General features: G+C 73.0%; 22 protein-coding genes. 15 read left to right on the plus strand and 7 right to left on the minus strand.

Features of this window, described 5'->3' with window-relative positions; genetic code table 11:
- Window position 1: 1 nt before the first annotated feature.
- The 5 genes from BKA05_RS18595 to BKA05_RS18615 all read right to left on the minus strand — a co-directional run bounded on the left by BKA05_RS18595 (window position 2) and on the right by BKA05_RS18615 (window position 4,918).
- The gene (locus BKA05_RS18595) at window positions 2-919 is read right to left on the minus strand and encodes a carbon-nitrogen hydrolase family protein (RefSeq protein WP_179532753.1); all 918 of its coding nucleotides are present in this window, start codon (window positions 917-919) and stop codon (window positions 2-4) included.
- A complete protein-coding gene (locus BKA05_RS18600; protein ID WP_179532754.1) occupies window positions 916-2,355 on the minus strand; it encodes an MSMEG_0567/sll0787 family protein in 1,440 nt (479 codons plus the stop codon). The genes BKA05_RS18595 and BKA05_RS18600 overlap by 4 nt, the downstream gene beginning before the upstream one ends.
- Window position 2,356: 1 nt before the next feature.
- Window positions 2,357-3,397 carry an MSMEG_0568 family radical SAM protein gene (locus tag BKA05_RS18605; RefSeq protein WP_218842459.1) on the minus strand — a complete coding sequence of 347 codons (1,041 nt, stop codon included), beginning with the start codon at window positions 3,395-3,397 and terminating at the stop codon, window positions 2,357-2,359.
- A 67-nt stretch (window positions 3,398-3,464) separates the two neighbouring features.
- Window positions 3,465-3,989 carry an MSMEG_0572/Sll0783 family nitrogen starvation response protein gene (locus BKA05_RS18610; protein ID WP_179532756.1) on the minus strand — a complete coding sequence of 175 codons (525 nt, stop codon included), beginning with the start codon at window positions 3,987-3,989 and terminating at the stop codon, window positions 3,465-3,467.
- A gap of 101 nt (window positions 3,990-4,090) precedes the next feature.
- Window positions 4,091-4,918: an amidohydrolase family protein gene (locus BKA05_RS18615; protein WP_179532757.1), complete on the minus strand. Its 828-nt coding sequence runs from the start codon at window positions 4,916-4,918 to the stop codon at window positions 4,091-4,093.
- A 146-nt stretch (window positions 4,919-5,064) separates the two neighbouring features.
- Between BKA05_RS18615 and BKA05_RS18620 the strand changes: the two genes are divergently transcribed.
- The 5 genes from BKA05_RS18620 to BKA05_RS18640 all read left to right on the plus strand — a co-directional run bounded on the left by BKA05_RS18620 (window position 5,065) and on the right by BKA05_RS18640 (window position 8,529).
- The gene (locus BKA05_RS18620; RefSeq protein ID WP_179532758.1) at window positions 5,065-5,529 is read left to right on the plus strand and encodes an SRPBCC domain-containing protein; all 465 of its coding nucleotides are present in this window, start codon (window positions 5,065-5,067) and stop codon (window positions 5,527-5,529) included.
- A gap of 42 nt (window positions 5,530-5,571) precedes the next feature.
- Entirely contained in the window at window positions 5,572-6,342 is a 771-nt protein-coding gene (locus tag BKA05_RS18625; RefSeq protein WP_179532759.1) for a hypothetical protein, read from the plus strand.
- A 63-nt stretch (window positions 6,343-6,405) separates the two neighbouring features.
- The gene (locus BKA05_RS18630) at window positions 6,406-6,798 is read left to right on the plus strand and encodes a hypothetical protein (RefSeq protein WP_218842461.1); all 393 of its coding nucleotides are present in this window, start codon (window positions 6,406-6,408) and stop codon (window positions 6,796-6,798) included.
- A gap of 61 nt (window positions 6,799-6,859) precedes the next feature.
- The gene (locus BKA05_RS18635) at window positions 6,860-7,489 is read left to right on the plus strand and encodes an endonuclease (protein WP_179532761.1); all 630 of its coding nucleotides are present in this window, start codon (window positions 6,860-6,862) and stop codon (window positions 7,487-7,489) included.
- Window positions 7,486-8,529, plus strand: coding sequence for an AI-2E family transporter (locus tag BKA05_RS18640; RefSeq protein WP_179532762.1), 1,044 nt, complete (start codon window positions 7,486-7,488; stop codon window positions 8,527-8,529). Before BKA05_RS18635 ends, BKA05_RS18640 begins: the two co-directional genes overlap by 4 nt.
- Before the next feature lie 26 nt (window positions 8,530-8,555).
- On the opposite strand, the gene BKA05_RS18645 is transcribed toward BKA05_RS18640, so the two are convergent.
- Both BKA05_RS18645 and BKA05_RS18650 read right to left on the minus strand, forming a co-directional pair.
- Entirely contained in the window at window positions 8,556-9,119 is a 564-nt protein-coding gene (locus BKA05_RS18645) for a hypothetical protein (RefSeq protein ID WP_179532763.1), read from the minus strand.
- Between the two features lie 115 nt (window positions 9,120-9,234).
- Complete coding sequence (locus tag BKA05_RS18650) at window positions 9,235-10,257, minus strand: LacI family DNA-binding transcriptional regulator (protein ID WP_343045758.1); 1,023 nt, start codon at window positions 10,255-10,257, stop codon at window positions 9,235-9,237.
- 218 nt (window positions 10,258-10,475) lie between these two features.
- Here BKA05_RS18650 and BKA05_RS18655 point away from each other — a divergent pair, with 218 nt between their 5' ends.
- The 10 genes from BKA05_RS18655 to BKA05_RS18700 all read left to right on the plus strand — a co-directional run bounded on the left by BKA05_RS18655 (window position 10,476) and on the right by BKA05_RS18700 (window position 24,075).
- The gene (locus BKA05_RS18655; protein ID WP_179532765.1) at window positions 10,476-12,029 is read left to right on the plus strand and encodes a sugar ABC transporter ATP-binding protein; all 1,554 of its coding nucleotides are present in this window, start codon (window positions 10,476-10,478) and stop codon (window positions 12,027-12,029) included.
- Window positions 12,026-13,075, plus strand: a complete 1,050-nt coding sequence (locus BKA05_RS18660) for an ABC transporter permease (protein ID WP_179532766.1) — start codon at window positions 12,026-12,028, stop codon at window positions 13,073-13,075. Before BKA05_RS18655 ends, BKA05_RS18660 begins: the two co-directional genes overlap by 4 nt.
- Window positions 13,072-14,172, plus strand: coding sequence for an ABC transporter permease (locus BKA05_RS18665; RefSeq protein WP_179532767.1), 1,101 nt, complete (start codon window positions 13,072-13,074; stop codon window positions 14,170-14,172). The genes BKA05_RS18660 and BKA05_RS18665 overlap by 4 nt, the downstream gene beginning before the upstream one ends.
- Window positions 14,173-14,195: 23 nt before the next feature.
- Window positions 14,196-15,221, plus strand: coding sequence for a rhamnose ABC transporter substrate-binding protein (rhaS, locus tag BKA05_RS18670; RefSeq protein ID WP_179532768.1), 1,026 nt, complete (start codon window positions 14,196-14,198; stop codon window positions 15,219-15,221).
- Window positions 15,222-15,398: 177 nt separating this feature from the next.
- Window positions 15,399-15,785, plus strand: coding sequence for an L-rhamnose mutarotase (locus BKA05_RS18675; RefSeq protein WP_179532769.1), 387 nt, complete (start codon window positions 15,399-15,401; stop codon window positions 15,783-15,785).
- Window positions 15,785-16,978 (plus strand): L-rhamnose isomerase, encoded by a 1,194-nt coding sequence (gene rhaI / locus BKA05_RS18680; RefSeq protein ID WP_179532770.1) that lies wholly within the window; start codon window positions 15,785-15,787, stop codon window positions 16,976-16,978. The genes BKA05_RS18675 and rhaI overlap by 1 nt, the downstream gene beginning before the upstream one ends.
- A 42-nt stretch (window positions 16,979-17,020) precedes the next feature.
- Entirely contained in the window at window positions 17,021-19,084 is a 2,064-nt protein-coding gene (locus BKA05_RS18685; protein WP_179532771.1) for a bifunctional aldolase/short-chain dehydrogenase, read from the plus strand.
- Entirely contained in the window at window positions 19,081-20,640 is a 1,560-nt protein-coding gene (locus BKA05_RS18690) for a rhamnulokinase (protein ID WP_179532772.1), read from the plus strand. The genes BKA05_RS18685 and BKA05_RS18690 overlap by 4 nt, the downstream gene beginning before the upstream one ends.
- Window position 20,641: 1 nt before the next feature.
- Window positions 20,642-20,860 carry a LuxR C-terminal-related transcriptional regulator gene (locus tag BKA05_RS18695; RefSeq protein ID WP_343045759.1) on the plus strand — a complete coding sequence of 73 codons (219 nt, stop codon included), beginning with the start codon at window positions 20,642-20,644 and terminating at the stop codon, window positions 20,858-20,860.
- A 212-nt stretch (window positions 20,861-21,072) separates the two neighbouring features.
- Window positions 21,073-24,075, plus strand: coding sequence for a glycosyl hydrolase (locus BKA05_RS18700; protein WP_179532774.1), 3,003 nt, complete (start codon window positions 21,073-21,075; stop codon window positions 24,073-24,075).
- Window positions 24,076-24,136: the final 61 nt, after the last annotated feature.

Below are 24,136 nucleotides of genomic sequence, written 5' to 3' on the forward strand. Positions count from 1 at the left end.
CTCAGGCACGGACGGCTCCTGCCATCGGCGCGGCGGTGACGGCGGCGTACGTCTCGGGGCGACGGTCGCGCAGGTGGAACATCGCGCGCCGGGCGGTCTCGAGCGCGGCCGGTACGTCCAGCTCGGCGACCGCGAGGCCGGCCTCGGTCCCGGTGCTCGCCAGCACGTCGCCGCCGGGGCCGACGACCTTGGCGTGGGCGACGAAGCGGAGCTTGCCGAAGGTGCCCTGCTGGTTGGCGGCCAGCCAGACGACCTGGTTCTCCAGGGCACGGGCGGCGTCGAAGAGGTTGAAGCGCTGGGTCCAGCGGTCCTCGGCGAGCGAGGCGGCGCTGGCGGTGCGCGACGCGGGCCACGCGGAGATGCAGGCGATGACCTCGGCACCGTCGACGGCCAGCGCACGAGCGGCCTCGGGGAAGGCCTTGTCGTAGCAGATCAGCGTGCCCAGGCGACCCATCGGAGTGTCCACGCAGGCGAAGTCCGAGCCGGCCGAGTAGAACAGCGACTCGCCCAGGGGCTGGTGCACCTTGCGGTGCGCGCCCAGCACGCCGTCGCCGGTGACGACGGCGGCGGTGTTGTAGCGATCGGTGCCGTCGGACTCGCACAGGCCGACGACCACGGTCATCTCCCGCGCGATCTCGGCGACGCGCCGCAGCTCGGGGCCGTCGAGGTCCATGACGGGGGGCAGGTCCTCGGGCTGCTCGTCGTGGCTGCCGTCGCGGCCGGCGCCGAGGACCGAGAGGTACCCGCCGAGACAGGCCTCGGGCAGCGCGAGCAGGCCGACCCCGCGGGCGCGGGCGTCCGCGACGAGCCGGCCGATCTGGGCGAGGTTGTCCTCGACGTCGCGGCCGAAGCCGGCGCAGGCTGCGGCGACGGCGGTGCCCGGTGCGGTGCCGGGCGTGGTGGTGGACGTGCTGGTCATGAGGCGGTTCCCATTCCGGTGACGGTGGAGGTGACGGCGTCGGTGACGACGCCGTCGGGCCAGCGCAGGCCGACGCCCGAGCCGGACTCGAGGTGGCCGCACACGGCGGTGGAGAGGTGGTGCGGCAGCAGGCTGGTGTCGGGGGTGCCCGGGCTGCCGTCCTCGGCCGAGACGATGGCGAAGCCGGGGAAGCAGGTGAGCCAGTCGGCGGTCCCGGCCGCCGCCGGTGCGGGGACCGCGCCGACGTCGAGGACCGCCCGGCACCCGCTGGCCTCGGCGAGCATCCCGGTGCTGCCCACCAGGCCGCTCATGGAGACGTCCTTGGCGGCCGTCGGGGCGAGGGCGGGGACGACCGTCATCTGCGAGCGCAGCTGCTCGGGCGTCCGGTGCGAGGTGGAGTCCCACTGGGCGCCGGTGTAGCCGCGACGCCAGCCGCCGCCGAGGTCGGCGGTCACCCGCAGCCGATGACCCGCGCGGCCCCCACCACCGGGCACCGGGGCGGACGTGCGCCCCAGCGCCGTGACCGCGAGCTGGCCAGGGACCCCGAGCTGCGTGTGCCCGCCCAGGACGGGCACGCCCCAGGCCGCGGCGGCATCGGTGAGGCCGCGCAGGACCCGACGCGCGAAGGAGGCGTCGCGGGCGCCGACCGCGTCGAGGAGCCCGACGGGAGTCGCGCCCATGGCCGCGAGGTCGTTGAGGTTGACCAGCACGCTGCACCACCCCGCCCACTCCGGGTCGCGCTCGACCATGGCGGGCAGGATCGCGTCGCAGGCGGCGACCATCTCGCTGCCCGGCACCGGTGCGGCGTCGTCGCCGACGAAGCCGCGCGGAGTGCCGGTGGCGAGCTCGTCGAGCAGCAGCCCGAGCGGTGCCTTGGTCGCGTCGACCAACCGCTGGATGCGGCTGATCGGGAAGTCCACGACCAGGTGCGGGTGACCGTGCCGCAGGGTCTCGTGGCGCACGCTCCAGCCCAGCCGCTCGAAGAGCCGGCGGCGCTGGGCCTGGACCTCGGCGTCGAAGCGGAGCGCGCCCTGCGTCTCGGCCCGGGCGCAGGCCGCCCGCACCAGCGCGGCGCCGACCCCGAGGTGCAGCCGCGCGTCCGAGGCGACCGCCAGCCGGCTGCCCCGCCACCAGCCCAGGTCGCGCAGCGGCGGCGATCCATCGGCTCCCGGTGCCGGATGGATGCGCACACCGCCGAGCAGCTCGCCGTCGCCGGCCAGCGCCACGAGCACCACGGTGCGCGGGTCGTCGTCGACGGCGTCGGCGTCGGAGCCTGCGAAGAGACCCTGCTCGGTGACGAAGACGTCGTGCCGCAGCCGCCGGTAGCCGGCCAGCTCGCGCGGCCCAGCCTCCACGACGACGTACGACGCGTCGGTGTGCCGGTCGTGCCCGGTCCCGCGCAGCGGGCCGGTGAGGACCGAGACGTCGAGGGTCATCTCAGGCCCCCTCGCAGGAGAGCGCCGAGCAGGCACCGCACGCCGCGCAGCCGGCGGACTGGGCGGCGCCGAGCATCCCGGCGCGGCGCAGCGCCGCGCCCACACGGGCGGTGACCGAGGCGACCATCCGCGCGTCGGGTGCCGGGACCCGGTCCACGTCGGTGGCCAGCGTGCCGGCCAGCGGGCGGAAGGGCACCACGAAGGGGTAGACGCCCATCTCGATCAGCTCGGTGGCCGCGGCCACGGTCTCGTCGGGGTCCTCGCCGAGACCGAGGAGGAGGTAGGTGGAGACCTCGTTCCAGCCGAAGACACGGACGGCCTCGGCCCAGGCGGCGCGGTACTCGCTCATGGGGACCGAGCCCTTGCCGGGCATCCAGCGGCGGCGCACGTCGTCGTCGAGCGACTCGACGTGGATGCCGATGGAGCGGGCGCCCGCGTCGTACAGCTCCTGGATCGTGGCCAGGTCGCCCGGCGGCTCGCACTGCACCTGGATCGGCAGGTCGGGGAGCACCTCGCGGACGGCGCGGACGCAGCGGGCGAGGTGGGTGGCGCCGCGGTCGCGACCGTTGGAGGTGCCGGTCGTCATCACCATCTGGGTGATGCCGTCGAGGTCGTGGGCGGCCTTGGCGACCTCCGCGATCTGTGCGGGCGACTTCACCGCGATCGTGGAGCCCTGGCGCAGCGACTCCTCGATGGCGCAGAACCGGCAGCGCTGGTCCTCGTCGTAGCGCACGCAGGTCTGCACGACCGTCGTCGCCAGCACGCGCGCCGAGTGCAGCCGGGCGATCTGCTCGTAGGGGACCCCGTCGGCGGTGGTGAGGTCGTAGAAGCGCGGGCGGGAGATCGTCTCCACGCCCAGCCCGGTGTCGGCGCCGTCGAGCAGGAGCTTGCCGCCGGCCAGGGTGTAGGGGCTGCGGGGGTTGAGGGGGATGGCCGCGCCGACTCCGTCGAGCAGCAGGTGCCCGTCGTCGCTCGGTCCGGCTCCGGCCCGGCGGGAGACCGGCGCGTCGGCGAGCCGGATCCCCTGGATCGCCAGGTCCACGCGGGTGACGCTGGCAGTGCGGTCAGGGCTGGTGGTGCTGGTCGGCGCGGCCATCTCGGTCAGCGCCTCAGAGGTTGTAGACGGAGTTGATGATCGCGCCCTTGTTGGCGAAGTGGATCACCGCGTCCTGGACGTCGAGCGGGTGGCAGGGGATGACGCCCTCGATGAGGTCCTCCTCGCGCTGGCCGTGCAGGGCCATGCCGAACCGGCAGCACAGCACGGTGCCGCCCTCGGAGATGAAGGTCTTGATGGCGTCGTTCATGTTCTGGTTGCCGGGGAAGGCGACGTCGCCGGTCGTCGGGAAGCCACGGGTGTCGGCACAGGCCAGCGCGCCGGGGCCGTAGAAGTAGAGCGTGGCGTCGAAGCCCTTGCGCAGCGCCCGGGTCGTCTGGAGGACGGCCACGAACGACACCGAGGACTCGTGCGGGATGCCGTGGACGAGGGTGAGCCAGGCCTGGCCCTCGCTGGCCTGGTAGTCGGGGAAGAGCTTGGTGGAGCCGTAGAGGTTGGTGCCCTTGCCCTGGGAGGGGTGGGGGATCTCGGCCTTGGACTTCTCCATCGCGGCGAGGATCTCGTCGTCGAACACGGACATGTGCATCTCCTGGTGTCTCTCGAGGGTGGGGTGGCGCAGCAGGTGGTGCTGGTCGGTGGTGCTGAGCAGGTGGTGCTGGTCGGGTGGTGCCGGTCCTGCCTTCAGGACCCGTAGAGGGCCTCGAAGTTGCCCCGGAAGAGCGCGTCGGTGAGCTCGGGGTCGTCGGTGGCGGCGGCCAGCCGGGCGTGCTCGCCGGCGTGGTCGCCCCAGGGGGTGTCGGTCGCGAAGAGCACGCGGTCGTGGCCGATGCCGCGACGCTGGATCTCCTGGCACAGCCACGCCGGCGCGAAGCCGATGGCCCAGGAGGTGTCGGTGTAGACCTGCAGGCCGCGCTCGATCCAGTCGAAGAAGCGGCCGCCGATCAGCTTCATGTGCCCGCTCATGCCGCCCCCGAGGTGCACGAGGTGGATGCGGGTCGTCGCACCGTAGGCCTCGACGAGCTTGCCGATCTGGTCGACGTCGCTGGCGGCGCCGGGGGAGGTGTGCACGTGCACGACCAGCCCCTTCTCGGCGGCGGTCGTGAAGATCCGCTCCAGCTCCTCGACGGAGTCGTCGGCGTCGACGGCGCCGCCGAGCAGGAAGCTGGTCTTCAGCGCCGCGACCCCCTCCTCGCCGGCCAGCGCCAGCGAGGCGGTGTTGCGGTCGTGGTCGCTGCCCTTGGGCGAGACCCACAGCCCGCAGCGGACCCGGTCGTCGGCCTGCGCCGCCTCGAGGGCCAGGTGGTTGAGGCCGAAGGCGACGTCGGGGTCGGGGACGCCGTAGTTCGGCAGCACCAGCGCACGCTCGGTGCGCTCGGCGTCGAGGTCGTCGTAGAGCTCGGCGACGGTCTCGCGGGCGGTGGTGTCGGGGCTGATCGGCGGGCCGCCGTAGAAGGGGTACGACGGCAGCCGGCCGATGTGCCGGTGGGCGTCGTGGGCGGCGGTGGGCATGGAAGAAGTCCACTCGCCGGGTGTTTCAGGTTGGTTCCGGCAGGAATACGGGGTGCTACCCGGTGTGTAAGTTCGCCGTTACCCCGACGGGCCTGCCGGCCGCCTGCGTGACGGGCCGATGTCGCGGGTCGGGCACCATGGCTCCCATGCCGCGGAACCCCCACGCCCGCATCGAGATCGACGCGCCCCTGGACCGGGTCTGGGAGGTCATGCTCGACACGGCGTCGTACGGCGAGTGGAACCCGTTCGTGCTGCGGGCCGACTGCGCGGCCCCTCGGGTCGGTGAGCCGATCACCCTGCACGTGCGCTTCGCGAACGGCTCGACCGCCACGTCGCCGGAGCGCATCACCGCGCTGGACGTCCCGACCACCGGCGAGGACGGGGTGCGCCGAGCGCTGCTGGCCTACCGCTACGAGGGCCTCCCGGCGAAGCTGCGACTCGTCCAAGGGGTGCGCGACCAGCGGCTCACGCAGGCCCTCGGCGGGCCGACGGTCTACGACACGGTCGAGCGGTTCTCCGGTCCGCTGGTGCGGCTCGCCGGCCCCGCACGCGTCGAGGACGGCTTCCGCCGGCACGCGCAGGCGCTGAAGGAGCGCGCCGAGTCGCTCTAGGCGCAGGATTTGCCGAGCGGCAGACCCGGCAACACAGGGAGCGTGAGCGACCCGCGACCCAGGACCCGGCGAGTCGTCGTGGTGACCGCCATCAACGTCCTCGTCGGTCTCTTCGTGCTCGCGACCGGAGTCCTCACCGCCTGGCCCTGGCAGGCCCGGGTGTGCGTGGCGATCGTCGGGGTCGGGCTGCTCGGCAACGCCCTCCTCGCGGCCCGTGAGTGGTCCGGCTCCCCGCGCCGGGGCGACCGGGTGAGCACCCGCGGGGACGCCACGGTGGTCGGCTACGACCGGGTGCCGGCGTACGCCGCCGTATGGGGCACCGGCTGGCTGACCCTCGTCGCGGTGCTGGGCACGGCCTTCGGCGTGGCCGCCGGCAACGTGGGCGCCGCCCTCGTGCTGGGGGTCCCGTTCGTCCTGCTCTTCGGCCTCGTCCTCGTCGACTCGCTGCTGGCGCTCGCGCGCGGCGCCGAGGTGGTCGCCGACCGCGAGCGGCTCACCGTCAGGTCGTGGGCCACCGAGACCGGCATCGCCTGGGACGACGTCGAGCGGGTCGGGCTGGACCTGCGCCACGGCAGGGCGGTGCTGACGGTCAGCGGCTACTCCGCCGCGACCAGCTGGACCGGCCGTCGGCTGCCGCACGTGTGGCCGCGCCGCCCGCGGCCGGTACCCGGGCGGGTCGAGGTGGACTCGCGGGCGGTCGAGCCGCACTCGCCGTGGCTGCTGGGGGTGCTCCAGGACTGGGCGGCCGACCCGGCGAGGCGCTCCGAGATCGGGACCTCCCGGGCCGAGCGGCGGTTGCGCCAGCAGGCCTGACCCCCGACCGGGCACCCGACCGGGCGGGTGTGATGCCTGCGGGGCGGGGGCACCCTGGTGGAGGTGACCCGCTTCGACTTCGAGTTCGCGCCGGCGTACCGGCTGCCCGCCCTGGCCCTCGGCATCACCCCACGCACCGCGTGGGTGGAGGTCGACGAGACCGAGCTGCGGGTGCGCTACGGCCCCTGGCGGCTGCGTACGCCGCTGGACAACGTCGCCTCGGCGCAGCCGTCGCCCGGGCCGTTCCGTTGGTACCGCACCGCGGGGCCGCCGCACCTGTCGCTGGTCGACAAGGGGGTCAGCTTCGCGACGACCGGGGCCGGCGGGGTCTGCGTGCTGTTCCACGAGCCGGTGAAGACCCTCGACCCGACCGGCCGGCTGCGCCACCCCGGCGCGACCCTGACGGTGCAGGACCCGGCCGGGTTCCTGCAGGTGCTGCAGGCCCGGACCGGGTAGCCGGCCGGCGGACCACCCGGAGGAGGGGTGTCCTCGACGGCGCAGCGGGTAGGCGTCCCCCATGGCTGATCCAGACCCCGCCCGGACCTGCCGTGAGCTGCTCGAGCGCGACGGTCGCACCTACGCCGACGAGGGAGAGGTCGCGTTGCGCGACGAGCCGGCGGCGCTCTACCGGTTGCTCGTGCTGTGCATGCTCGCCTCGACCCGGATCCGCGCGGAGGTGGCAGCGGCAGCCGCGCGGGAGCTCTGGGCGGCCGGACTCACCAGCCCGGAGCGGATGCGTGGGTCGACCTGGCAGCAGCGGGTCGAGGCGCTCGGCCGGGGAGGCTACCGCCGCTACGACGAGAGCACCGCGACCGCGCTCGCCGAGGGCGCCGCGCTCGTGCGCAACCGCTGGGACGACGACCTGCGGCTGGTCCGCGACCGGTGCGACGGACCCGCGGAGGTCGCCGAGGAGCTGCAGGCGGTCCCCCGTCTGGGCCCGGTGGGCGCCGGCATCTTCGTGCGCGAGGTCCAGGCGGTCTGGCCGGACCTCGGCCCCCACCTCGACGAGCGTGCTCGGAGGGCGGCCACGGCCGCGGGCCTGAGTGCCGATGCCCGTCGGCTCACCGACCACGTGCCGGACGGGCGCTTCGTGGCGCTCGCCGCCACGCTCGCACGACTCGGCCCGACGGGGGTGCGGGAGCGGTGAACGGCGCCGACGGAGCTCCCCTGGTGCCGCGCCGCCTGGCCTCGGCGACCCTCGTCGTCCTGTGCCTGCTGGTGCTGGCCGGGGCGACCTGGCTGCTGGGTCAGGTCCTGATGGCCGTCCCGTCGGTGACCGCGGCGCTGCTCGCCGCGCTCCTCCTCGCGGCGCTGACGCGGCCGATGGCCAGCTGGCTCGGCAGGTGGCTACCGGCCTGGCTGGCCTCGCTCACCACGCTGGTCACCGGGATCGTGGCGGTCGTGGGGATCCTCGCCCTGGTCGTCGACCGGGCGCTGGCCCAGACCGAGGACCTGCAGAGGGCGGCGTCCCAGGCGCTCGCGGACGTGGAGCAGGCCTTGATCCGCTCGTCGTTCCCGGTCACGGAGGGGCAGCTGACCGATCTCGAGGACCGGGTCCGTGAGGGGCTGCCGTCGTTGCTGCCGGGCCCGGCAGCGGCGGCGACCGGGGCTGTCCAGGTGCTCGGCGGGCTCGCGCTGGCGGTGTTCGTGTGGTTCTTCCTGCTGCGCGACGGCCCGCGGTGGTGGCAGTGGGTCGTGGGCTGGGTGCCCGCCGGTCGCCGGGCGGCGGTCGCCGAGGGCGGTGACGCGGTGTGGGACGTGCTCACGCGCTACGTGCGCGGGACCGTCGTGGTCGCCACCATCGACGCCGTCGGCGTGGCCATCGCCCTGCTGCTGCTCGGGGTGCCGATGGTGACCTCGCTGGCCTGCCTGGTCTTCCTCGGTGCCTTCGTGCCCATCGTCGGGTCGACCGTCGCGGGGACCCTCGCGGTCGCGGTGGCCCTGGTGACCCGGGGCCCCCTGGTGGCCCTCCTGGTCGTGCTCGCGGTGATCGTGGTGCAGCAGGTCGAGGGCAACCTGCTGCAGCCGCTGGTGATGGGGCGCGCCCTGCACCTGCACCCGGCGGCGGTCGTCGTCGCGGTCGCGATCGGGGCCAGCGCCGCCGGGGTCATCGGCGCCGTCGTGGCCGTGCCGCTCGTGGCCGTGGTGACGCGGTTGGCCGAGCAGGTGCGCGAGAGACCCGGCTGAGCGGTTGTGCGGCTGGTGCCCCGGGGTCAGCCCGGCAGGTCGACGTTGTGCCGGTGCAGCCAGCCGACGAGCTGGCGGGCGCCGCTGGTCGTGGGCACGATCCCGTGCTCCAGCGTCGGCGGCAGGCCCGAGCCGGCGGGGCGCACGTGGCGCACCCACTCGCCGTGCGTGGTCAGGCCCAGGCCGACCTCGCGGGTCGGGTCCGTGTCGTCCGGCTCGAGGGTGATCAGCCAGAAGCGGGTGTCCTCGGCCTCCTGGCGGCGACCTCGGAGCCAGCCGCCGCTGGCGATCCGCACCGTCGCGCCGACGCTGGGCTGCACACCGCGGGCACGCACCAGGTCGGCCAGGTCCTCGGGCCGCTCCACCAGCCGCGTCGCCGCGACGTCCTGGTCGGCCGCGACCGCCCGGGCCTCACGCCGCGCGTCGACCGTCTGGCCCTCGCACGCCGCGCACCAGTCGGTCGTGGGCACGCCCCGCCGGAAGCCGCGGTGAGCCGCACAGAAGGACATCCGGTCCTCGGCGCACCGGCCCACCGTCGTACCCCGGCAGCGGGAGCCGAAGGCGTCGAAGAGCTCGCAGCGACTGGACATACCCACACCATAGGAATCCGCGGCCCCGACCTGAGGGGTTCGCGGGAACTGTGGATGCGTTGTTACCCGTGGCGGGCGGGTGGATCAGACCAGTCCGGGCGGGACGCGCACCGTCTCAGCGACCCGCCGTCGAGGCCCGGGCGACCAGCTCGGGGGTGAAGAGCACCTGCTGGTGCCGGTGACCGGGGTCGGAGGCCTCGGCGAGGACCAGCTCGGCGGCGGTGCGGCCGAGGAGCTGGCGCGGCTGGCGCACCGAGGTGAGGGGGACGGCCGCAGCGGCGGCGAACTCGATGTCGTCGTACCCGACGATGGCGAGGTCCTCGGGCACGGAGCGCCCGGTGCTGATCGCGTGCTGGAGGAGCCCCAGCGCGAGCAGGTCGTTGGCGCAGAACGCGGCCGTGGGGCGCCGCCGGGCAGGCAGTCCGGCCAGTCGTGCGCCCGCCTCTCGGCCCTCGCCGACCACCAGCTGGTCGGTCTCGAGCACGACGAGGTCCCCGTCGGGGAGCCCGGCGTCGGCCCAGGCGTCCCTGGCCCCGCGCAACCGGTCGCGCACCTGGCCGATCGAGGCCGGTCCGCCGACGAAGGCGACCCGCTCGTGGCCGCGGTCGAGCAGGTGCTCCACCGCCAGACGCCCCCCGAGCACGTCGTCGACGGCGACGGAGCAGAAGGCGTCGTCGTCGCGGGTGCGGTCGACGATGACCACCGGGGTGCCCCGTGAGGAGAGGCGGTCGAGGAAGGCGGCGTGCGGGTCCACGGGGGTGACCAGCACGCCCTGCACGCGCTGCTGCTCGAGCAGCTCGACGTGCGCCCGCTCGCGGGACTCCCGGTTGGCGGAGTTGCACAGCATGACCGTGAGGCCCTGCTCCTCGGCCGCCGCCTCCACCCCGAGGGCGACGTCGGTGAAGAAGGGGTTGCCGGCGTCGAGCATCACGTAGGCCAGGGTGCGGCTGGTGCCGGCCCGCAGCTGTCGCGCCGACTCGTTGCGCACGAATCCGAGGTCGGCCATCGCCGCCTGCACCCGTTGCCGGGTGCTGGCACTGACCCGGTCGGGCCGGTTGAGCACGTTGGAGACGGTGCCGAGGGAGACGCCGGCAGCGGCCGCGACGTCCTTGACCGACACCGAGCGGGAACTGGCCACGACATCCCTCCCGCCGGTCCGGGGCGCCCCTGCAGGGCAACACCTCTGAAACGTTGTGGGCACGACCATAGTGCCCCCGCTGGGATAGTCCAGTGAGACCGTGGTCTGCCTCCACCTGCGGACTCCCACGCGAAATCTGCCTGACACTCTTGACGGCTGTGACGGGCGACACGTACGGTCGCCCACGTCGTTTAAAACGTTTCAACTCAGGAGTGGTGATGGCGGAGCCGACGTTGGTCCTCGAGGACGTCGCCAAGTCCTTCGGTGCGGTGGCCGCCCTGCGCTCGGGCTCCCTCCGGGTCGAGCCGGGCACCATCCACGCCCTCGTCGGCGAGAACGGCGCGGGCAAGTCGACGCTGGTCAAGATCGTCGCCGGCGTCCACCGCCGCGACTCCGGCGTCTTCCGCCTGCTGGGCGGGGACGCCGACTTCACCTCGACGGCGGAGTCCAAGGCCGCCGGGGTGGCGGTGATCTACCAGGAGCCGACGCTCTTCCCCGACCTCGACGTCACCGAGAACATCTTCATGGGTCGTCAGCCGGTCGGCGCCTCGCGCCGCATCGACCGGCACCGGATGTACGCCGAGGCTGCCGCGCTCTTCGAGCGGCTCGGCGTCGCGATCGACCCGCGTCGCCCGGCCCGCGGCCTCTCGATCGCCGACCAGCAGATCCTCGAGATCGCCAAGGCCATCTCGCTCGACGCCTCGCTGCTCATCATGGACGAGCCCACCGCCGCCCTGTCCGGTGTCGAGGTGGACCGCCTCTTCACCGTCGCCCGCAGCCTGCGCGACGAGGGCCGCGCCCTGGTCTTCATCTCCCACCGCTTCGACGAGGTCTTCGACCTGTGCGACACCGTCACCGTCATGCGCGACGGTGAGTACGTCGGCACCCAGCGCATCGCCGAGACCAGCGTGGACGAGATCGTCTCCCTCATGGTCGGCCGCGAGGTGACCGACCTCTTCCCGAAGACCCCGGCCGAGGTCGGCGACGTGGTGCTCGACGTGCGTGACCTGTCGGCCACCGGCCGCTTCCACGACGTCTCCTTCCAGGTCCGCGCCGGCGAGATCGTCGGTCTGGCCGGGCTGGTCGGCGCCGGTCGTTCCGAGATCGCCCGCGCCGTCTTCGGCATCGACGACCACGAGGCCGGCACCGTCACCCTCGGCGGCGCCCCGGTGCGCAAGCGCTCGCCCCGTGAGGCGATCCGTGCCGGGATGGCCTTCATCCCCGAGGACCGCCGCCAGCAGGGCCTGGTCACCGAGGCCTCGGTCGCCCGCAACGTCGCCGCGGTGATCCGCCGCGGCCTGAGCCGCGCGGGCCTGCTCACCACCTCGATGGAGAACGACGCCGTCGGCCCGTGGGCCGGTCGCCTGGAGGTCAAGACCTCCGCCCTCGACATGCGCGCGGCCACGATGAGCGGCGGCAACCAGCAGAAGGTGGTCATCGCCAAGTGGCTGGCCACCGAGCCGCGGCTGCTGATCATCGACGAGCCCACGCGCGGCATCGACGTCGGCACCAAGTCCGAGGTCCACCGGCTGCTCTCCGACCTCGCCGGCCAGGGGATGGCGATCCTGATGATCTCCTCCGAGCTGCCCGAGGTGCTCGGCATGGCCGACCGGGTGCTCGTGGTCTGCGAGGGCCGGCTCACCGCCGACATGCCCCGCGAGGACGCGACCGCCGAGGCCGTCATGCACGCCGCCACCCACCGCGACGGCCACACCGCCGGCGGTGCCCACCACGAGCCGCACGCGGCCGACAAGACGGAGGTGTCCGCATGAGCTCCGCGACCCGAGCCCTGTCCCACGTCGTCCGCTCCCGCGAGCTGGCCGTCGCCGTCGTCCTGGTGGCGCTCGTCGTCGTCACGACGCTGAAGAACGACAACTTCCTCTTCAGCCCCGACGGGTGGCGCAACCTGCTGCTCAACCCCTCGATGCTGCTGATCCTGGCCGTCGGCCAGACCGCGGTGATCATCACCCGCAACGTCGACCTGTCGGTCGGCTCGACGCTCGGCCTCACGGCGTACGCCGTCGGCAAGCTCTACACGACCTACCCCGACCTGCCCGTGGTGGCCGTCTTCCTCGCGGGGCTGGTGTTCGGCGGCCTGCTCGGCCTGGTCAACGGCGTGCTGGTGACCTTCGGCAAGGTGCCCGCGCTGGTGATCACCCTCGGCACGCTCTACATCTACCGCGGCATCTTCTTGTCCTGGGCCGGGTCGGACCGCATCACCGCCTCCGACATGCCCAAGGGCTTCCTGGCGCTGGGGACCAAGCAGGTCCTCACCATCCCGGTGCTCACGATCATCGCGCTGGTCGTCCTCGCTGCCGTCGGCTACTACCTGTGGACCGCCCGCGGCGGGCGCGAGATGTACGCCATCGGCTCCGACCCCGACGCCGCCGTGCTCTACGGGCTGCAGACCACCAAGCGCGTGCTGTCGGCCTTCGTGCTCTCCGGTGCGCTGGCCGGCCTCGCCGGGGTCTGCTACGCCGCCCGCTACGGCTCGATCTCCTCCGGCGCCGGCCGTGACATCGAGCTGCAGGCCGTGGGCGCCGCCGTCATCGGCGGTGTCGCGATCTTCGGTGGCGTCGGCACCGTGTGGGGCGCGGCCATCGGCGCCGTGCTGCTCACGACCATCAACTCCTCGCTGCCGATCCTCGGGGTCAGCGACTTCTGGCAGCGCGCCGTCGTCGGTGCGCTCATCCTCGCCGCCGTCGTGCTCGACCGGGTGCTCTCCGCCCGGCAGGCCAGGCGGCTCGCCGCCGATCGCGAAGCACCCACCGATCCGCCCCCGACCGCCAGCCCGACCCGACAGGAGGTGCCGGCATGAGCACCCGCTCCACGACCCCGGCCGCCGGCGCAGCGCTGACCTCCGGCGAGGCGCGCACCTACGCGGCGTACTCCAGGCCCCTGTGGCAGCGCGTCCTGCTGACCCGTGAGTCCGCGATCATCGCGGCACTGGTGGCGGTCTACGCCTTCTCCTACGTGCGCGTCGAGAACTTCGACGGCCCGCTGACGCTCTACTACCTCTTCCTCGACGTCGCACCGATCCTGCTCATCGCGCTGCCGATGACGCTGATCATCGTGACCGGCGAGATCGACCTGTCGGTCGCCTCGGTGGTCGGGCTCAGCTCGGTCCTGGTCGGCATCCTCCACGTCGACGCCGGCCTCTCGCTGCCGATGGCGGCCCTGGTCGCCATCGCCGTCGGCGCCCTGGCCGGCGGGGTCAACGGCTTCCTGGTCGCCTACGTCGGCCTGCCCAGCCTCGCGGTCACCATCGGCACGCTCGCGCTCTACCGCGGCATCGCGGTCGGCCTGCTCGGCACGGAGGCCAAGACCGACTTCCCCGAGAAGTGGACCGACCTGGCCAAGCAGCGCATCGTCGAGGGCCAGCCCTACCCGTGGATCCTGCTGGTCGTCGCGGTCCTCGCGATCGCCTTCGCGGTGCTGCTGCACTTCTCGACCTTCGGCCGCGGTGTCTTCGAGATCGGGCTCAACGACGAGGCCGCCCGCTTCTCCGGCGTCGACGTTGCCCGCACCAAGCTCGTGCTCTTCGTCCTGGCGGGGGCGATCTCCGCCTTCGCCGGCGTCTACTACACGCTGCGCTACGGCAGCGCCCGAGGCGACAACGCCACCGGCATGGAGCTCCAGGTCATCGCGGCCGTGCTCCTCGGCGGCGTGTCGATCTTCGGCGGCCGCGGCGCCCTGCACGGCGTCCTCGCCGGCGTGCTGCTGATCGGCGTCATCAACTCCGCCATGCGGTTCAACACCGACCTGGTCGACAAGATCCAGATCGTCGTCGGAGTGCTGCTCGTGCTCTCCGTCGTCTCCCCCAGCTTCCTCTCCCGGGCCTCGGGGCTCCTCCGGGCGAGGGCGGGCCTGCGCAGCAGGTCCACGGCAGCCACCGGCAAGCGGTCACTGCCCTGATCACCCCACGAAAGGTACGTACGATGACGTTCCAGAACCGACGGTTCACGGCGCTCGCCGCCCTGTCTCTCGTCGCCGGCCTGGGCCTGACCGCTTGCGGCAGCGACGGGGACGGCGAGTCCGCCTCCGGCGACGGTGACCTCTCGATCACCATGCTCCCCAAGAACCTGGGCAACCCCTACTTCGACACCTCCACCGGTGGTGCCGAGGACGCGGCCGGCGAGCTCGGCGCCTCCGTCGAGGAGGTCGGCCCCGACACTGCCACCCCTGACGCCCAGGTCCCCTTCATCAACACCGCCGCCCAGCAGGGCGCGGACGCGCTGATCGTGTCGGCCAACGACCCGACCGCGATCTGCGACGCGCTGGAGGAGGCCGCCGGCGCGGGCACCGCGATCGTCACCTTCGACTCCGACACCGACCCCGAGTGCCGCGACCTCTACATCTCCCAGGCCGACGCCGCCGGCATCGCCAAGGTGCAGGTCGAGATGGTCGCCGAGCAGATCGGCGGCTCCGGTGAGATCGCGATCCTCTCGGCCGCGGCCAACGCGACCAACCAGAACGAGTGGATCGCGCTGATGGAGGAGGAGCTCGACGCCAACTACCCCGACATCGAGCTCGTCGACACCGTCTACGGCGACGACGACGACCAGACCTCCTTCGACAAGACCGCGGCGCTGCTGCAGAGCCACCCCGACCTCAAGGGCATCATCAGCCCGACCACGGTCGGCATCGCGGCTGCTGCCCGCTACGTCTCGACCTCGCAGTACAAGGGCGAGGTCGCCGTCACCGGCCTGGGCACGCCCAACCAGATGCGCGAGTACGTCGAGGACGGCACTGTCGCGGAGTTCGCCCTGTGGAACCCGGGCGACCTGGGCTACCTCGCGGCGTACGCCGCTGCCGCCCTGGCAGGCGGCGACATCGAGGGCGAGGAGGGCGACACCTTCGAGGCCGGCAAGCTCGGTGACTACACCGTGGGCGAGAACTCCGTCGTCCTGCTCGGCGAGCCGTTCCGCTTCAACGCCGACAACATCGGGGACTTCGACTTCTGAGCGGGGACGCGGAGCGGAACCGCTGATGGTGGTCGAGCGAGCCGTGCGACCGAGGAACGAGGTCGCAACCGGCGTGTCGAGACCCGGTCGAGGATCGGAACACCAGCGCTGCCGCCCGCCCGTTGTTGAAACGAATCACCTCTGAGTGACACCTACCCGCAGGAACAGGGAGCCCCCATGCCGCGCCACTGCTTCACCCTCCAGGTCCGCCCGGACCGGCTGGCGGAGTACGCCGAGCGTCACGCAGCGGTCTGGCCAGAGATGTGCCAGGCCCTCCACGACACCGGTTGGCGCGACTACTCCCTGTTCCTGCGGGAGGACGGCCTGCTCGTCGGGTACGTCGTCGCCGACGACCTGACCGCCGCGCAGGCCGCCATGGCCGCCACCGAGGTCAACGCCCGGTGGCAGGCCGAGATGGCCGACTTCTTCGTCGGCACCGACGGGCGTCCGCCCGACGAGAGCTTCCGGCTGCTGCCCGAGGTCTTCCACCTCGAGGACCAGCTGCCCAGCCGTTCCGACCCCGCCGCACCCGCCAGCCCCGCACGACCGAACGAGAGCCAGTGATGACCACCGCACGCTTCGCCCAGATCGCCCCGCAGCTCGAGGGCCAGGCCATCGAGCTGCCGTCGTGGGCCTTCGGCAACTCCGGCACCCGGTTCAAGGTGTTCGGCAGCCCCGGTGCCCCGCGCACCATCGAGGAGAAGATCGCCGACGCCGCGACCGTGCACCGCCTCACCGGGCTCGCCCCGAGCGTCGCGCTGCACATCCCGTGGGACCTCGTCGACGACTACGCCGGTCTGCGCTCCTACGCCGCCGAGCAGGGCGTCGCGCTGGGGACGGTCAACTCCAACACCTTCCAGGACGACGACTACAAGCTCGGCGGCCTGACCCACGTCGACGCGAAGATCCGCCAGAAGGCGATCGACCACCACCTCGAGTGCCTGGAGGTGATGGCAGCGACCGGGTCGCGCGACCTGAAGATCTGGCTGGCCGACGGCTCGAACTACCCGGGCCAGGCCGACCTACGCGGCCGCCAGGACCGGCTGGCCGACTCGCTGGCCACCATCTACGAGCGGCTCGTGGAGCTGGGGCCCGAGCGGCGCCTGGTGCTGGAGTACAAGTTCTTCGAGCCGGCGTTCTACCACACCGACGTCCCGGACTGGGGCACGTCGTACGCCCAGGTGGTGGCCCTCGGCGACCAGGCGACGGTCTGCCTCGACACCGGCCACCACGCGCCCGGCACCAACATCGAGTTCGTCGTCATGCAGCTGCTCCGGCTGGGCCGGCTGGGCTCCTTCGACTTCAACTCCCGCTTCTACGCCGACGACGACCTGATCGTCGGGTCGGCCGACCCGTTCCAGCTCTTCCGGATCCTCTTCGAGGTGATCCGCGGCGGCGGCTACGGCCCGGCCAACCCCGACGGGCACAGCGACGTCGCGTTCATGCTCGACCAGTGCCACAACGTCGAGGACAAGATCCCCGGCCAGATCCGCTCGGTCCTCAACGTCCAGGAGATGACCGCCCGCGCGCTGCTCGTCGACCGTGACGCGCTGGCCGCCGCGCAGGAGGCCGGCGACGTGCTCGGCGCCCACGAGGTCTTCATGGACGCCTACCAGACCGACGTCCGCGCCGACCTCGCCGCCTGGCGCGAGGAGCGCGGGCTGCCGGCGTACCCGATGAAGGCCTACGCCGAGTCCGGCTACCAGCAGCAGATCGAGGCCGCCCGCGTCGGCGGCACCCAGCTCAGCTGGACCTGACCCACCCCCGACCCAGCGCGCACCCCGACCCGAGAGAGAGCCATGAGCACCACGCCGAACCCGACCGCCGCCGACCTGATCGCCCGGTCCAACCGCCTGGGCGCGGACCCGAAGAACACCAACTACGCCGGCGGCAACACCTCGGCCAAGGGCACCGAGACCGACCCGGTCACCGGCGAGCCGGTCGAGCTGTTGTGGGTCAAGGGCTCCGGCGGCGACCTCGGCACCCTGAAGGAGTCGGGCCTGGCGGTGCTGCGCCTGGACCGGATGCGCGCGCTGGTCGACGTCTACCCCGGCATCGAGCGCGAGGACGAGATGGTCGCGGCCTTCGACTACTGCCTGCACGGCAAGGGCGGTGCCGCGCCGTCGATCGACACCGCGATGCACGGCCTGGTCGACGCCGCGCACGTCGACCACCTGCACCCCGACTCGGGCATCGCCATCGCCACCGCAGCGGACGGCGAGGCGCTGACCAAGGAGATCTACGGCGACAAGGTGGTGTGGGTGCCGTGGCGCCGCCCCGGCTTCCAGCTCGGCCTGGACATCGCCGAGATCAAGGAGCAGAACCCGCAGGCGGTCGGCTGCGTCCTCGGCGGCCACGGCATCACCGCCTGGGGCGACACGAGTGAGGAGGCCGAGGCCCACAGCCTGTGGATCATCGACACCGCCGCCGCGTACATCGCCGAGCACAGCAAGGCCGAGCCCTTCGGGCCTGCGCTGGAGGGGTACGCCGCGCTCCCCGAGGCCGAGCGTCGCGCCAAGGCCGCCGCACTGGCGCCCACGATCCGCGGCATCGCCTCGGCGGATCGCCCGATGGTCGGTCACTTCACCGACTCCGAGGTGGTGCTGGACTTCCTGGCCCACGCCGAGCACCCGCGGCTGGGTGAGCTGGGCACCTCCTGCCCCGACCACTTCCTGCGCACCAAGGTCAAGCCGCTGGTCCTCGACCTGCCCGCGACCGCGTCGGTCGAGGAGTCGATCGCCCGGCTGCAGGAGCTGGCGGTGTCCTACCGCGAGGACTACCAGGCCTACTACGACCGCAACGCCGCCGCGCTGGGCGGGGAGTGGCCCGCGATCCGCGGCAAGGACCCGCTCATCGTGCTGGTGCCGGGCGTCGGCATGTTCAGCTTCGGCAAGGACAAGCAGACCGCCCGCGTGGCCGGTGAGTTCTACGTCAACGCGATCAACGTGATGCGCGGGGCCGAGGGGCTCTCGACGTACGCCCCGATCGACGAGAGCGAGAAGTTCCGCATCGAGTACTGGGCGCTGGAGGAGGCCAAGCTCCAGCGGATGCCGCAGCCCAAGCCGCTCGCGACCCGCGTGGCACTGGTCACCGGCGCCGCCTCGGGCATCGGCCGAGCCACCGCCGAGAAGCTGGCCGCCGAGGGGGCCTGCGTCGTCATCGCCGACCTGGACCTGGCCAAGGCGCAGGCCGCGGCCGAGGAGATCGCCGGGGGCAAGGGTGCCGACGTGGCCGTGGGCGTGCAGGTCGACGTCTCCGATGCCGCCGCGGTGCAGGCGATGCTCGACGCGACGGTGCTGGCCTTCGGTGGCGTGGACCTGGTCGTCAACAACGCCGGCCTGTCGCTGTCGCGCTCGCTGCTGGAGACCACAGAGAAGGACTGGGACCTCCAGCACGACGTGATGGCCAAGGGCTCCTTCCTGGTCTCCCAGGCCGCCGCGAAGGCGATGATCGCCCAGGAGATGGGCGGCGACATCGTCTACATCTCGTCCAAGAACTCGATCTTCGCCGGCCCCAACAACGTCGCGTACGGCGCAGCCAAGGCCGACCAGGCCCACCAGGTGCGGCTGCTGGCCGCCGAGCTGGGCGAGCACGGCATCAAGGTCAACGGCGTGAACCCCGACGGCGTCGTCGCCGGGTCCGGCATCTTCGCCGGCGGGTGGGGCGCCAACCGCGCGGCGGTCTACGGGGTGGAGGAGAAGGACCTGGGCAAGTTCTACGCCCAGCGCACGATCCTCAAGCGCGAGGTGCTGCCCTCCCACATCGCCAACGCCGTCTTCGTGCTCTGCGGGCCGGAGATGACCCACACCACCGGCCTGCACGTCCCCGTCGACGCCGGCGTGGCCGCGGCCTTCCTGCGATGACCGGGGCTGGTCGCGCCGGGTCGTCGGGCTCGGCGCTGCGCGTCGCCGCGGTCGACCTGGGCGCGACCAGCGGCCGGATCATGGCCGGCACGGTCAGCGCCCGCTCGCTGCACCTGGAGGAGGTGCACCGCTTCCCCAACGGCGGTGTGCGCGTGCGCGACGGCCTGTTCTGGGACGTGCTCGGCATCCACCGCGAGGTGCTGACCGGCATCCGCCGGGTCGCCGAGACCGGACCGCTGCACGGCATCGGCATCGACTCCTGGGCCATCGACTACGGCCTGCTCGACCGTGACGGGACCCTGCTGGGCAATCCCTACTCCCACCGCGACGCCCGCACCGACGGTGTGGCGGCCAAGGTCGCCGCGACCGTCGACCCGGCGCGGCTCTACGCGACGACCGGGCTGCAGGACCTGCCGTTCTCCACGCTCTACCAGCTGGTGGCGGCGCAGGGGACCGCCGCGCTGGAGTCCGCCGAGCACCTGCTGCTGCTCCCGGACCTGCTGGCCTACTGGCTGACCGGCACCATCGGGGTGGAGCGCACCAACGCCTCGACCACCGCGCTCTACGACCTCACCACCGGTGACTGGGCGCGCGACCTGATGGGCGAGCTCGGGCTGCCGTGGTCGATCCTGCCGCCGCTGCGCGAGCCGGGGTCGATCATCGGCCCCGTGCTCTCCGAGGTCGGTCGTCACGCGGGCATCCCGAAGCGGGTGCCGGTCGTCGCGGTCGGCTCCCACGACACCGCCTCCGCGGTCGTGGGCGTGCCGGCCGACACCGACCGCTTCGCCTACATCTCCTCGGGCACCTGGTCGCTGGTCGGTCTCGAGCTCGACGCCCCCGTGCTCACCGAGGCCGCCCGCCGCGCGGACTTCACCAACGAGGGCGGCGTCGACGGCACCGTGCGCTTCCTCAAGAACGTCATGGGGCTGTGGGTCCTCTCGGAGTGCCTGCGCACCTGGGCCGACCAGCGGGTCGAGGGCACCGGCCTGGTCGCGCTGCTCGCCGCGGCCGAGGACGCACCCGCGCTGCGGACCGTCGTCGACATCAACGACCCCCGCCTCCTCCCGCCGGGCGACATGCCCTCGCGCATCCGCGAGCTGGCCGCCGAGGCCGGCGAGCCGGTGCCGACCACGCCGGTCGAGGTCACCCGCTGCGTGCTGGACTCCCTCGCTCTGGCCTACCGCCGGCACCTGCGCACCGCGCTGGAGCTCGCCGGCCGCGAGGTGGACGTCGTGCACGTCGTGGGTGGCGGCTCGCAGAACCACCTGCTGTGCCAGCTCACCGCCGACGCCACCGGTCTCCCCGTGCTCGCCGGGCCCTCGGAGGCCGCCGCGCTGGGCAACGTGCTGGTCCAGGCCCGCGCGCTGCTGCAGGAGCAGGGGAGCACCGAGCTGGCCGACCTGGCCGCGATGCGGTCGCTGATCCGGCGTACCCACGAGCTGCACCGCTTCGAGCCCACGCCCGCCGCGCGCGGCGGCGCCGACTGGCACGCGGCGGAACGCCGGGTGCTGGGGCAGGGCGCGGCCTCAGGCGGTGCCCGCGGCGGACGCGGCTGAGGTGGGGGACCCGGTACCTCGACCTCTGGTCGACCTCGACGAGGTCGACCAGCGGATCCTCGCGCTGGCGGCGGCAGGCCACACCAACGACGGCATCGCCCGCCGACTCGGTCTCTCGGAGCGCACCGTGCGGCGACGGCTGCGGGCCGTGGCCGACGGGCTCGGGGTCGGTTCGACCATCGAGGCGGTCGTCGCCGGCGTCCGCGCCGGTGTCATCTGACCGTGCCCGGTCCCAGCCGCGCTGCGGGTGCACGGGTGACCGGATCCGGTCACGCTGTTGCGGTCGTCACATTCGGAGCCTACGGTCATGAATCGTTTCAGGGCGTCGTCCGTCGCCCTTTCGGGTCGACCGGCACCCCCGTGCTCCGGTGCTGCCCGTGGTCCCCTCGCATCCCATCCCCAGGAGCTTCCGTGAATGACCACACCCCCGCCGTGTCGTCCCAGACGTCGACCCCCACGACCCCCGCCGCCGTCACCCGCCGCCGCCTGCTGGGGGCCACGGCCGCGACCGCCGGTGTCGCCGCCGCCGTCGGCGTGCTGGGTCAGGCCGCGACCGCCTCGCCCTCGACCGTGCCCGGGACGCAGGGTCTGCCGTCCGACCTGGGACGGGCCTTCGCCCGCCCGGGGCTGGACTCCGCCGCGGGCTTCCGTTGGTGGTGGCCGCACGGTCGGGTCGACCCGGACGAGGTCGCCCGCGAGGTCGACCAGGTCGCCGACGCCGGGTTCGGCGTACTCGAGGTCGCCGATGTCACCCACAGCCTGCGCGCCCGAGGCATCTCCTTCGACCTGGCCACCCACGGGTGGGGCACGCCCGCCTGGGTCGCCGGCGTCAAGGCCGCCCTGAGGCGCGGCGCCGAACGTGGGGTGCGCATCGACATCACCGTCGGTCCGTCCTGGCCCGCCGCCGTCCCGACCATCACCCCCGACGACGAGGCCGCGTGCACCGAGCTGGCGCACGGCCGGGTCGAGGTCGCCGGTGGGGCGACGTATGACGACGTCGTGCCCGCACCGCTGGAGGCTGCTGCGACCACGGTCAGCCGCCAGGACCTGCTCGCCGTGCAGGCGTTCCGCGCTGGCGCGACCGACCGCAACGGCACGCGAATCGAGCAGGACTCCTACGTCGACCTCACCGGTGAGGTCCGCGACGGCCGACTGCGCTGGACGGCCCCGGACGGAGGCACCTGGCTGGTGCTGTCCTACTGGGTCCGCGGCTCGGCCCAGGAGCCGGAGGCCGGCCCGCACACCGACCCGCGCTCCTACGTCGTCGACCACTTCTCGTCCGCCGGGGCCCGGGCGGTCAGCGACCTGTGGCGCGAGCGGATCCTCGACACCGAGATGCGCCGCCTGCTCGGTGCCGCGGGAGGCTACCTGTTCGAGGACTCCCTCGAGATCGAGACCCACGTGACCATCTGGACCCCACGGCTGCCCCAGGAGTTCCGTACCCGCGCCGGCTACGACCTGCTGCCGTGGCTTCCGCTGGTCGTCGAGCTGGACGAGAAGTACCAGTTCACCTTCGGCGGCCCCGAGACCAACCGGGTCCGCGACGACTTCAACCAGGTGCTGTCCGATCTCTACCGAGACCACCACCTCCTGCCGCTGCAGGGCTTCGCGCGGTCGCTGGGCATGGGCCTGCGGGTCCAGCCCTACGGCCTGGAGACCGACACCGTGGAGCACTCGGCGCTCCTCGACGTGCCCGAGACCGAGTCGCTGGGCTTCAAGAACCTCGACGACTACCGCGTCATGGCCGGCGGCCGCGACCTCGGCGGTCGCACGATCTTGTCGTGCGAGGCCGCGTGCTACTTCGGGGCGGCGTACAGCACCACCTGGGACCGCGCCCTGCAGACGCTCAACAGCATCTTCGCGGCGGGCGTGAACCAGGCCATGCTCCACGGGTTCGCCTACGCCGAGGCGCCGGACGTGTCCTGGCCGGGCTTCGCGGCCTTCTCGCCGTACTACAACGGAGCGGTCGGGTACGGCGAGGCGTGGGGACCGCGGACCCCCCAGTGGCAGCACATGCCCGACGTGGCCGGCTACCTCTCCCGCACCCAGATGGTGCTGCAGACCGGCGCCCCGAAGTACGACATGGTCTTCCTGCGGCAGAAGGGCTGGGCGTCGACGGGCATCGGTCCGCACTGGATCACCAACAACGGCACCAAGCTCGGCTGGTCGCACTCCTTCGCGACCGGCTCGCTGCTCGACCTTCCCGGTGTCACCGTGCGCGACGGCGTGCTGGCGCCCGACGGGCCGGCGTACAAGGCGCTGGTGCTGGGCCCGGACAAGCTGCGCAGCCAGGAGGTGACCCTCGACCTGGCCACGGCGCGCCGCCTCGCCGACTTCGCGCGCGCCGGCCTGCCGGTGGTGCTCATCGGCGACTGGTCCCAGGTCAACCCGACCGGGATCGCCACGGACGCCGAAGCGGCCGAGGTCCGCGCCCTGCTCGCTGAGGTCGCCGGCCGGCCCACCACGCGCACCGTCGCGGAGGCGCAGGTGGGCGAGGCGCTGGCCCAGCTCGGCGTCGAGCGCGACGTGGTGCACCAGGACTCGACGGTGATGCACGTGCGGCGGGTCCTCGGCGACGTCGACCTGTACTACCTGGCCAACGCCAAGCACGCGGAGAACCGGCGGCTGCAGAGAGTCACGCAGGACGTGTGGCTCACCTCCGCCAGCCGGGACGCCGTGCCGCTGCTCCTCGACGCCTGGACTGGTGCCGTGGCGCCGGTCGGGCTCTGGGAGCGCGACGGCGACCGGGTGCGCGTGCGGGTCGACCTCCGACCTGGCCAGAGCACCCTGGTCGCGCTCGTGCCGCCCCACGGTGCCAGGCCGGTCGGCGCCACGTCGACCACCGCCGACAGCGTGCGGGTCGAGGCCCGCCACGTCGTGGCACGCACGGCCACGGCCGGCACGGTGACGACCACGCTGCTCGACGGCCGCACCGTGACCTCACGCGTGTCCCGGGTGCGCGAGCCGCTCGCCCTGACGGGGTGGGATGTCGAGGTGGAGGACTGGCAGCCGGGTGCCTCCGCGACCGAGACGGTCAAGCCCGTGCGCCGGGTGCGCCTCGAGCAGCTCGTGTCCTGGTCGGAGGTCCCGGGGTTCGAGGACGTCTCCGGGATCGGTCGCTACCGCACCCAGGTCGATCTCGGCCGCGACTGGCGCACGGAGGACGGCGCCCTGCTCGAGCTCGGCGAGGTCAACGACACCTTCCGCGTCCGGGTCAACGGCCACGATGTGGGCCCGTGCGACCCGCTGGTGACCACCGTCGACGTCGGGGCGTGGCTGCGCGCGGGACGCAACGAGATCGAGGTCGAGGTCGCCAGCACCCTGCTCAACCGGCTGCGCACGGTGACGCCCGACGTCTACGGGGTGGCGTCCCGGCAGGCCTACGGGCTGGTCGGCCCCGTCCGGCTGGTGCCCTACGTCGAGACGCGGGTCTGAGGACTCGTCTGTAACGATTCAATCGTGTGAGAGGCTGGTCACGTGCGCGTCGCCCTGAGTG

The organism is Nocardioides marinus, assembly GCF_013408145.1.
GTDB lineage: Bacteria > Actinomycetota > Actinomycetes > Propionibacteriales > Nocardioidaceae > Nocardioides > Nocardioides marinus.